This window comes from Pseudonocardia sp. KRD291, assembly GCF_019263595.1.
Classification (GTDB): Bacteria; Actinomycetota; Actinomycetes; order Mycobacteriales; family Pseudonocardiaceae; genus Pseudonocardia.
Window position 1 is genome coordinate 1 of sequence record NZ_JADQDD010000278.1, and the last position, 7,966, is coordinate 7,966.

Annotated in this window: 11 protein-coding genes; 6 read left to right on the forward strand and 5 right to left on the reverse strand. The window is 72.5% G+C overall.

Annotation, left to right across the window (positions count from 1 at the left end; translation table 11 throughout):
• On the reverse strand, window positions 1-1,288 hold a 1,288-nt coding region (locus I4I78_RS26880; RefSeq protein WP_218614294.1), incomplete at its 3' end, for a hypothetical protein.
• A gap of 225 nt (window positions 1,289-1,513) precedes the next feature.
• Here I4I78_RS26880 and I4I78_RS26885 point away from each other — a divergent pair.
• The 4 genes from I4I78_RS26885 to I4I78_RS26900 all read left to right on the forward strand — a co-directional run bounded on the left by I4I78_RS26885 (window position 1,514) and on the right by I4I78_RS26900 (window position 3,918).
• Window positions 1,514-1,792, forward strand: coding sequence for an AbrB/MazE/SpoVT family DNA-binding domain-containing protein (locus tag I4I78_RS26885; protein ID WP_218614295.1), 279 nt, complete (start codon window positions 1,514-1,516; stop codon window positions 1,790-1,792).
• The gene (locus I4I78_RS26890) at window positions 1,789-2,193 is read left to right on the forward strand and encodes a type II toxin-antitoxin system VapC family toxin (RefSeq protein WP_218614296.1); all 405 of its coding nucleotides are present in this window, start codon (window positions 1,789-1,791) and stop codon (window positions 2,191-2,193) included. Before I4I78_RS26885 ends, I4I78_RS26890 begins: the two co-directional genes overlap by 4 nt.
• Before the next feature lie 279 nt (window positions 2,194-2,472).
• Window positions 2,473-2,706: a hypothetical protein gene (locus I4I78_RS26895; protein ID WP_218614297.1), complete on the forward strand. Its 234-nt coding sequence runs from the start codon at window positions 2,473-2,475 to the stop codon at window positions 2,704-2,706.
• 150 nt (window positions 2,707-2,856) lie between these two features.
• Window positions 2,857-3,918, forward strand: a complete 1,062-nt coding sequence (locus I4I78_RS26900; protein ID WP_218614298.1) for a site-specific integrase — start codon at window positions 2,857-2,859, stop codon at window positions 3,916-3,918.
• Window positions 3,919-4,613: 695 nt separating this feature from the next.
• On the opposite strand, the gene I4I78_RS33070 is transcribed toward I4I78_RS26900, so the two are convergent.
• Window positions 4,614-4,847, reverse strand: coding sequence for a helix-turn-helix domain-containing protein (locus I4I78_RS33070; protein WP_308252380.1), 234 nt, complete (start codon window positions 4,845-4,847; stop codon window positions 4,614-4,616).
• Window positions 4,848-5,059: 212 nt separating this feature from the next.
• On the opposite strand from I4I78_RS33070, the gene I4I78_RS26910 reads away from it, so the two are divergent.
• Window positions 5,060-5,398, forward strand: a complete 339-nt coding sequence (locus I4I78_RS26910; RefSeq protein ID WP_218614299.1) for a hypothetical protein — start codon at window positions 5,060-5,062, stop codon at window positions 5,396-5,398.
• Between the two features lie 130 nt (window positions 5,399-5,528).
• On the opposite strand, the gene I4I78_RS26915 is transcribed toward I4I78_RS26910, so the two are convergent.
• The 3 genes from I4I78_RS26915 to I4I78_RS26925 form a co-directional block, all read right to left on the reverse strand.
• Window positions 5,529-5,975 carry a MerR family transcriptional regulator gene (locus I4I78_RS26915; protein ID WP_218614300.1) on the reverse strand — a complete coding sequence of 149 codons (447 nt, stop codon included), beginning with the start codon at window positions 5,973-5,975 and terminating at the stop codon, window positions 5,529-5,531.
• A gap of 69 nt (window positions 5,976-6,044) precedes the next feature.
• A complete protein-coding gene (locus tag I4I78_RS26920) occupies window positions 6,045-6,887 on the reverse strand; it encodes a M56 family metallopeptidase (RefSeq protein WP_218614301.1) in 843 nt (280 codons plus the stop codon).
• Entirely contained in the window at window positions 6,884-7,297 is a 414-nt protein-coding gene (locus I4I78_RS26925) for a BlaI/MecI/CopY family transcriptional regulator (RefSeq protein ID WP_218614302.1), read from the reverse strand. Before I4I78_RS26925 ends, I4I78_RS26920 begins: the two co-directional genes overlap by 4 nt.
• A 150-nt stretch (window positions 7,298-7,447) precedes the next feature.
• On the opposite strand from I4I78_RS26925, the gene I4I78_RS26930 reads away from it, so the two are divergent.
• Entirely contained in the window at window positions 7,448-7,708 is a 261-nt protein-coding gene (locus tag I4I78_RS26930; RefSeq protein ID WP_218614303.1) for a hypothetical protein, read from the forward strand.
• Window positions 7,709-7,966: the final 258 nt, after the last annotated feature.

Genomic DNA, 7,966 nt, shown 5'->3' on the forward strand with positions numbered 1-7,966 from the left:
CAGCGGTGCTGTCCTGCTCGTCCTGGTCCCGGCGGTCGGGGTCCGGGCCGGCGGTGCGCGCGTGCAGGGCGCGGAGCTCGTCGGCGTGGCGTTCGCGCAGGTCGGCCAGTCGCTGTTCGCCGTGGCTACGTTCGCTCTGGAGGTCGCGTTCGAGCTGGCGGGCCAGGGCTGTGTTCTCGGCGGCGGTGACGGCCTGGGCGGTGCGGGCCTCGGCGGCGGCCGCGGCGTGTTCCTCGGCGCGGGTGCGGGCCTCGGCGAGTTCGGCGCGCAGCCCGTCGAGGGCCTGGTCGGCGGTGTGCTGGTCGCGGGCGGCGGTCTCGGCGCGCTGACGCTGGGTCGTGGCGTCGTCGCGGGCGGCGGTGAGGTCGGTGCGGGTCTGGGCCAGCTCGTCGCGGGCGGTGTCGCGTTCGGCCTGGGCCTGCTGGTGCTGGGCCCGCAGGATGTCCTGGTCCTCGCGCAGCGCCGCGAGCCCGTCGGTGACGCGGTCGCGGTCGGCCTGGGCTGCGGTGAGCTGCTCGGTGAGCTGGTCGCGTTCGGCGACGGCCTGCTGGTGCGCGAGCTCGGTGTCGGCGAGCCCGGCCCGGGTGCGCTCGAGTTCGGCGCCGCGGTCGGCGAGTAGCCCGACGTAGCGATCGCGGTCGTCGGTGGCTTCGTCGCGTTCGGCGAGCGCGTCCTCGGCGGCGGCCTCGGCCTGGGCCTGGGCGGCGTTCGCCGCGGCGGCGGCGTTCTCGGCGGTACGCGCCCGGGTGCTGGCGGTCTCGGCGGCGGCCTCGGCGGCGTCGACCAGGGCGCGGGTCTCGCGGTGCGCGGCGGTGACCTCGGCCGCGGCGGCGTCGGGATCGGTCGCGGTGGCCAGGGCCTCCTCGAACCGGGTGAGCGCGTCGGTCATCCAGGTCTGATGTCCGGCCACGGTGCTGGCGATCTCGTCGCGCACGGCCTCCAGGCTGGCCCGGGCCAGCGACACCGGCCGGGGCGCGAACGGCGCGCCGGACCCTGTCGTCGCGGTGCTGCCGCCGCGGCTACCCGGGGCGGGCAGGGTCAGCTGGCCCTGGTTGACCCGGTGTGCGTTGTAGCGGTTGTGCACGACGCCGTCGACGGGCAGGTAACAGTACTTGGGCCGGCGCCCGGTCCCGGCGTACTCGACGACGTTGCTGCAGCCGCCGGGCATCGCGCAGGCGATCAGGTCGATCCCGGCCCCGGGCGCCGTCGCGCCGGCACCCGTAACGGCCCCGCGTGCTGGGTCGTCCGGTCCCGCTCCGGTGGCGCCCGTGGCGCGTTCCTCGCTCACGCCCTCCAGCATAGCCGATACGTTTCGTAGCGTCAATATCGTTGTGTTTCGTTGAAAACGAAACACAACAGAACGAGTAAGCAGCATCCCTTGTGCTACGCGACAGAATCAAGTTTATGTTGCGTAGAGCAGTACTCACGGTAGGTAGATCGCTGACCTGTCAGACTCTTGATGACCCTGTCACCAAGCAGCGCATACTCCTGCTACGCTGGTTATGTGTCAGATATGTCGAGGCATTCGGAGCGTTCCGAGGTTGTTGTCAACCGGGAGGGGCGGGTGTTGATCCCGGCGCAGGTCCGCCGGGAGCTCGGGATCGGTTCGGGGTCGAAGCTCGTGCTCTACGTCGAGGACGGCCGGGTGGTGATGGAGAGCCAGGACGATCTGCTCGACCGGATCCGCCGCGAGGTCGCCACCTCCTGGCAGGGGGAGCCAGGCAGCTCGGCCGCCGACGAGCTCATCGCCGAGCGCCGCGCCGAAGCCGCTACCGAGGACACCGCGCCGTGACCGGTCCGGACTACGGCGGCGACCCGGCGGTGCTGGACGCCTCCGCCGTGTTGGCCTGGCTGCAGGCCGAGCCCGGCGCCGAGGTCGTGGCGTCCCATCTCGACGACGCGGTGATCGGCGCGGTGAACTTCGCGGAGGTCCACCAGAAGCTCGCCCAGCACGGCGTCGACGCCGACCGCACCACCCGCCTGTTGCGCACCGCCGGTGTGCGCGTCGAGCCCTTCGACGCCGACGATGCGATCGCGGCCTCCCGGCTCTGGCCCGCCACCCGCTCCGCCGGGCTGTCCCTGGGTGACCGGTGCTGTCTGGCCCTCGCTGCCCGACTGGGCCGGCCGGCGGTCACCGCCGACACCGCCTGGACCTCGCTCGAGGTCGGGGTGAGTGTCGTATCCATCCGCTAAGAACCGGGGAGAAGCCGCCGGCACCGTGCCCGAGCGGTGGGCCCCTACCGTCCTACGAGGAGCGACTGTGCCCACGACTCCGACCGATCTCGCCCCCGTCGTCGCTACCGTCTACGCCGTCCGTCACCAGCTGCCCAATGACGTGCTGCGCTCGCTGGCCTCGATCTGGACCTGCGCGAGCGCGGTCCGGATGCCGCGGGTGGCGCCCGACCGGTTCTGGGAGCGCGATCCACAGTTCTACGCCCGGCACGACCTGGCCCGCTGCGCGGGCCGGGACCCGTGCTCGGCGCGGATCTGCCGCTCTATGACGCCGTCGAGCGGATCTTCGAGCGGCGCCACCAGCTCACCGGCGGCGAGGTGCTGGCCCTGCAAGAAGCGTGGTGCTGCGCCTCAGCGGCCCGCTGGGGTGCACCGTACGAGCGCTTCTGGGAATTCGACCTCGACGCCGAGCTCGCCGAGCATGACCTCACCGAGTGCGAAGACCCCGACCCCTGGGCCGGGATCGAGCCATGAACAGCGGGGCCGGCGGACCGATCCAGCCGTGCGTCGGTCCACCACGGGCGGGACCTCGCCCCCGCCCGATGGTCCACGGGCGGGACCTCGCCCCCGCCCGATGGTCCTGATCCGTCCTCGCTCGGCCGGCTCGGGCTACGGTCGGCGATCGTGACCGACACCCCGCTGCCCGCCGCCGCGCCGGGCTCGGAACTGCTCGCCGATCCCGGCGAGGACCCGCAGCGCTGGCCGCTGCTTGGCCCGGATACCGGCGAGGAGCCGCTCTCGGCCGAGGAGGGCGACTACGTCCGCGCCTCGAAGGCGTCGGCGACGGTGAGCGCCTACCAGGCGGACTGGCGCGAGTTCTGCCAGTGGTGCGACCACGAACAGCGCCAGTCCCTCCCGGCCGATCCGGCCGCGGTGTCGGGCTACCTGGCGATGCTCGCCCGCGCCGGGGCGCGGGTGTCGACGATGAGCCGGCGGATGGCCGCGATCCGGTTCTTCCACGGCCTGCGCGACCTGCCCGACCCCACCAGCCCCGCCCGGGTCACCGCGGTCTGGGAAGGGATCCGGCGCACCCACGGCGCACCACCGGACCAGGCGCCCCCGCTGATGCCCCCGCAGCTGTTCGACCTGATCGCCGCCACCGGGACCACGCGCACCTTCCGCACCCGCCCGGCCGAACCCGACCTCGCCGGCGCCCGCGACCGTGCCCTGCTGCTCGTCGGGTTCTGGTCCGCGCTGCGCTGCTCCGAACTGTGCGAGCTCACCATCGACAACGTCCTGCCCCACGACCGTGGTCGGGTCCTGGTCATCCCCAGCTCCAAGACCAACCAGCGCGGCGAACAGACCGAACTCGTCATCCTGCCCCGCGGCGCGCACCCCGAGGCATGCCCCGTCCGCGCCCTCGATCGCTGGATCGAGGTGGCCGCCATCACCGACGGCCCGGTGCTGCGCCGCGTCTCCACCGGCAACCGGATCACCGCCGGCCGGTTCCACCGCACCTCGGTCAACCGCCGCATCACCGCCCTCGCCGCCGCGGCCGGGCACGGCGACATCGGCTACAGCCCGCACTCCATGCGGGCCGGGTTCGTCACCTGGACCCACCTGCGCGGAGCCTCCGACCGGGAGATCGCCGCGCAGACCCGCCACCGCTCCCTGAGCTCGGTCGGCGGCTACGTACGCGTCGAATCCGCCTGGACAGGCAATGCTGCGACCAACATGGGGCTCTAAGCGATCAAGTGGGAGTTGCATCCGATGCTCGTCTCCTCGGGTGATCTGTCGACGTCCAGCTCAGTCGCTCAGGGACACGGCCGCCTACGCCCGGCCAACGACATCGCCAACGCGCCGTCGGCGGCGACCAGGCGAGCTCGCAGCGCCGCGGTGTCCGCGAGGTCGAACAGGCCGTGCGCGCGGGCCAGTCCCTCGACCGGCTATACCGGTGTGGGCGCCAGCCCATAGGTGGGGCCCGCATCCGTGGCGTCGGCGGTGATGGCGTCGGTCAGCTCGGATCCCGAGGGATGGTGGCCAGGGCGTGGCCGAGGGTGGCGGCCACCCAGGCGAGGGCGTCGGCGGGATCGAGGTCGAGCGGACGAGGTGGTCGGTGCTCGTAGCGCCCGTCCGGACCCAGCAGCCGGCCCTGCCACGCCCGGGAGCTGGCGAGATCTCCTGTCCGGCGTGGTCGGTGCGGGTATGAGTCACCAGGACCGCCATCTGGACCCGGTTCAGCGCGTCCAGCGCAGACCGCTCGGCCAGGGGCGCGGGCAGCACACATCAGCACGAACGGACCCGGCCCGTCGTCGGGTCTTCCTCCCACGCGGACAGGGTCAGCACCGCATCTCCTCGACCTGACGGAACGTTCCACCAGCTCGTCGTCGAGGTCCGGGATCACGCAGGTGCGCACAGCCCGGGTGGGTGGCGTGCTCAGGTCAGCCATGGTGGGCCTCCGGTCGAAGGGCGATCCCGGTCTGAACGGGGAGCTGGCGGGCGTCATAGGAGGCCAGCGCCCCCGAGCGCACGGCGTCGACCAGCACAGCTCGGCCGCCGTCGTGGCGCAGCTCGGGGACGTGCTTGTAGAGGGTGGTGCGGCTGATTCCGAGTAGCCGGGCGATCGAGCCCATCGACTCGTCGAGCCGGGCCAGCAGCAGCCGGTCCTGACGCACCTGCCTCGGAGTCAGCGCGGGAGGCCGACCCCGGCGTTGCCCGCGGATATGGAACTCCGGCATTCTCCAACGGCGGCGGCGATCGGCGTCGGGAATCTCTGCGTGGTCTGCGTCTCGGCATTTGCCCTTCCCCCGGGGCAAGGGGCTACTCATGGCTGATGGCGGGCCCGACTCGGGTCCGTGATCGGAGAAGTGAGCGAGAGGAGACTGCTATGGCTGCGACCATGGTGGAGCAGCGTTACCAGGCGGCCCTGGATGCGGTTGCCAAATGCCGGGAGTCCTGCGAGGTATGCCACTACAACTGCTGTCTGCCCGCCGGGCGCACCGACTGCGGGCGGATGTGTGTGGACTGCGCAGCGATCTGCACTCTGCTCGGGACGTTGCTGGCCCGGGGGTCCGCGCTGGCGCCGAAGGTCGCCGCGCTGTGCGCCGAGGTGTGCGACGCCTGCGCCGAGCTCTGCGAGCAGAACGACGCCGACTACTGCCGCGCCTGTGCGCAGGCGTGCCGCGAGTGCGCCCGCCAGTGCCGTGCGATCGCCGAGGGCGTGTGATCGCCTGATCGCAGCGGGGTGGAGCACTGCCACGGCAGTGCTCCACCCCGCCGTCTGCTCCAGGCCTGGCCCACACGAGCCAGCGATCGGGACCTACTCTCGTCGGGCCCGCGAGGTCACGAGACCACTCCTACGGGCGCCCGGCGGCAGAGTCGCGAAGCTCTCCGGGTGGATCAGCGGCCGACAGGATCGAGCACAACCCGGACCCCTCCTGGCCACGATCGGTCTTGTCGAGCAGGTCGACGATCCGCTGTCGCCGGACCGCCATGTCTTGCATCATCGCGTCGATCTCCGCGACCCGTTCGTCCAACACATCCACGACGTGTCCGCACGGTGCCTGGCCCGCGCGCTGCAGCTCGAGCACCGTCTTGATCTCGCTCAGGCGTAGGCCCGCTGATTTGGCGCGGCCGATGAAGTCCAACACCTCGAGGTCCTCGTCGTCGAAGACTCGGTGCCCGGTCGCCGTGCGCGCGGTCGGGAGCAGCAGGCCCCGGGCCTCGTAGAGCCGGATCGCCTTGGCGCTCACCCCGGAGCGCGCCGCCGCCTGACCGATGGTCACCGGTCCGCTGTCACGCATACCCGACCTTTCACACAATCAATGATTCCGGCCGGTCGCGTCGGCGCGGGGCTGCTCGCTTGGAGTCTTCTAGTGCAGGCCGAGAGCGATGGTGAGCGGGGCCAGGCACAGGATCAGGACAGTGGTGGCCAGGGTCCCGAGCATGGTCATGGCCCCGGCTTCGAGCGGGATCGGTTGGGTGGGCGCGGGAGTGTCGGTGAGCGCGGCGATCCGTGCGTCGATCGCGGACCCGGCCGCGGGGCCGAACGCGGCCGCCCCGGCCGGTGCGGTCGCGACCATGCCCAGCAGTGCGCCGGCCAGTGCGGGTGCGCCGGCGCGATGGACTGCTGCGCGGTCTGCGACGAGCTCGGCTCGCAGGCGTCGGCGGTGGTCCCAGTGCCGAGCCAGGGGGGCGAAGAACAGCACGTCGGCTGCCGCTCGTCGGAGGAGTCCGCGCAGCGGGTCACGGCGTCTGGCGTGGGCGTCCTCGTGGGCCAGGACGGCGGCGAGTTCGTCGGCGGCGAGTCGCTGCACTGCACCGAGTGACACATACAGCCGCGGGCGCCAGAGTCCGGCGCAGAACGCGAGCTGACCGCTGGTGGTCAGGCAGACGACCCGGGCGGTGCGGATCCCGGCGCCGGCCGCTCGCAGCGCCGGCGGTGTCGGGACATGGGCCAAGGCCCGTACCCGGCGGGCTGCGGTGACCCCGAGCCAGGTGGCGCGCACCGCTGTCGCGCCGGCCAGAACGGCCGCGGCCGCGGGGACGGCGTCTGTGGAGCAGGCCCAGAACGGCATCTGTCCGCAGCCCAGGGCGTTCAGGGCGGAGAGGGCCCCGGCCCACCACAGCAGCGCCGCTCCCGCCGCCGCGGCGAGTATCGACAGAGCCCCGTGGCCTTGCAGGTGGGGTGGGGGGCGACCCCAGCGGGGGGTCACGATCGGCGCAACCGGCGCAGGGAATCGCGCTGTTCGGGGCTCAGCGCCTCCAGGCGCAGCGCGAACGCCGCGAGCGCCGCGTCGCCGTAGCGCTCGACCACGGTGGCGGCCTCGCGCTCGCTCTCGGTGGCCATGAACGTCGCCGGGTCACCGGCGGCCCGGTAGTGGTGTGAGCGCCGGCCGACGGCGGCGGTCGCGTGCAGCAGCTCCTTGTCGGCCAGGCGTCGCATCGTGGTCAGCACGGTGGTATAGGCCAGCTCCGCCAGCAGGTCGTGCACGTCGTGCACGGTGAACGGCGCGATCACCTGCCCGGTCCACACCGCACGCATGATCCGTGCCTCCAACGGGCCGAGGACCCCGAGCGCCTGCTCGAGTCCCGGGTCGTCGGTCTCCTGACCAGCCGTGGGCATCCGCGCCTCCCGATCCGCTGCACCACCCTCCGGTGCACCGGCCCAACCTACCAACCGCCCCCGTATGTACTATCGACCGGTAGTAGATACTTGGATGCGTGCTCGCTGCAGGCCACGGACGAGCACGAGGATCAAGGGAGGCGACCGCGGATGATGAACGGGATGGCGTGCTGCAGCGGGGTAGCCGGGATCGTGGGCATGGTGCTCACCGGCCTGCTCGGGCTGGCACTCCTGGCGTTGCTGGTGCTGGGGACGGTGTGGCTGGCCCGCGCGCTGCGCACCGCGGGCGCCGGCGGGTCCGGCGGTGTGAACGAGGCCGTCGAGATCGCGCGCCGGGAGTACGCCGGCGGCCGGATCGACCGGGACGAGTTTCTGCGGCGCAGCGCCGACCTCACCGACGACCGAACCTGAGGCTCCCCGAGTCCCGGGTCGCTGCTGGGTGAGTCCGGATCACCGCAACGGGCCCGCACTCGCCCACCGCACCACAGTTCCCCTGTCGTCGAGGAGACCGTCGATGGTCAAGACCACCCCGCGCCCCACTGCTTCCGCGGCCGCCGCACACGCACCCCGACGCAGGCAGTGGTGGATCCGCGTCGGGTTCGCCCTCGGGGCGATCCTGGTCGCGCTCGGCGCCCTCGGGCTCGCGACCCGCCCGGCAGCCGACACACC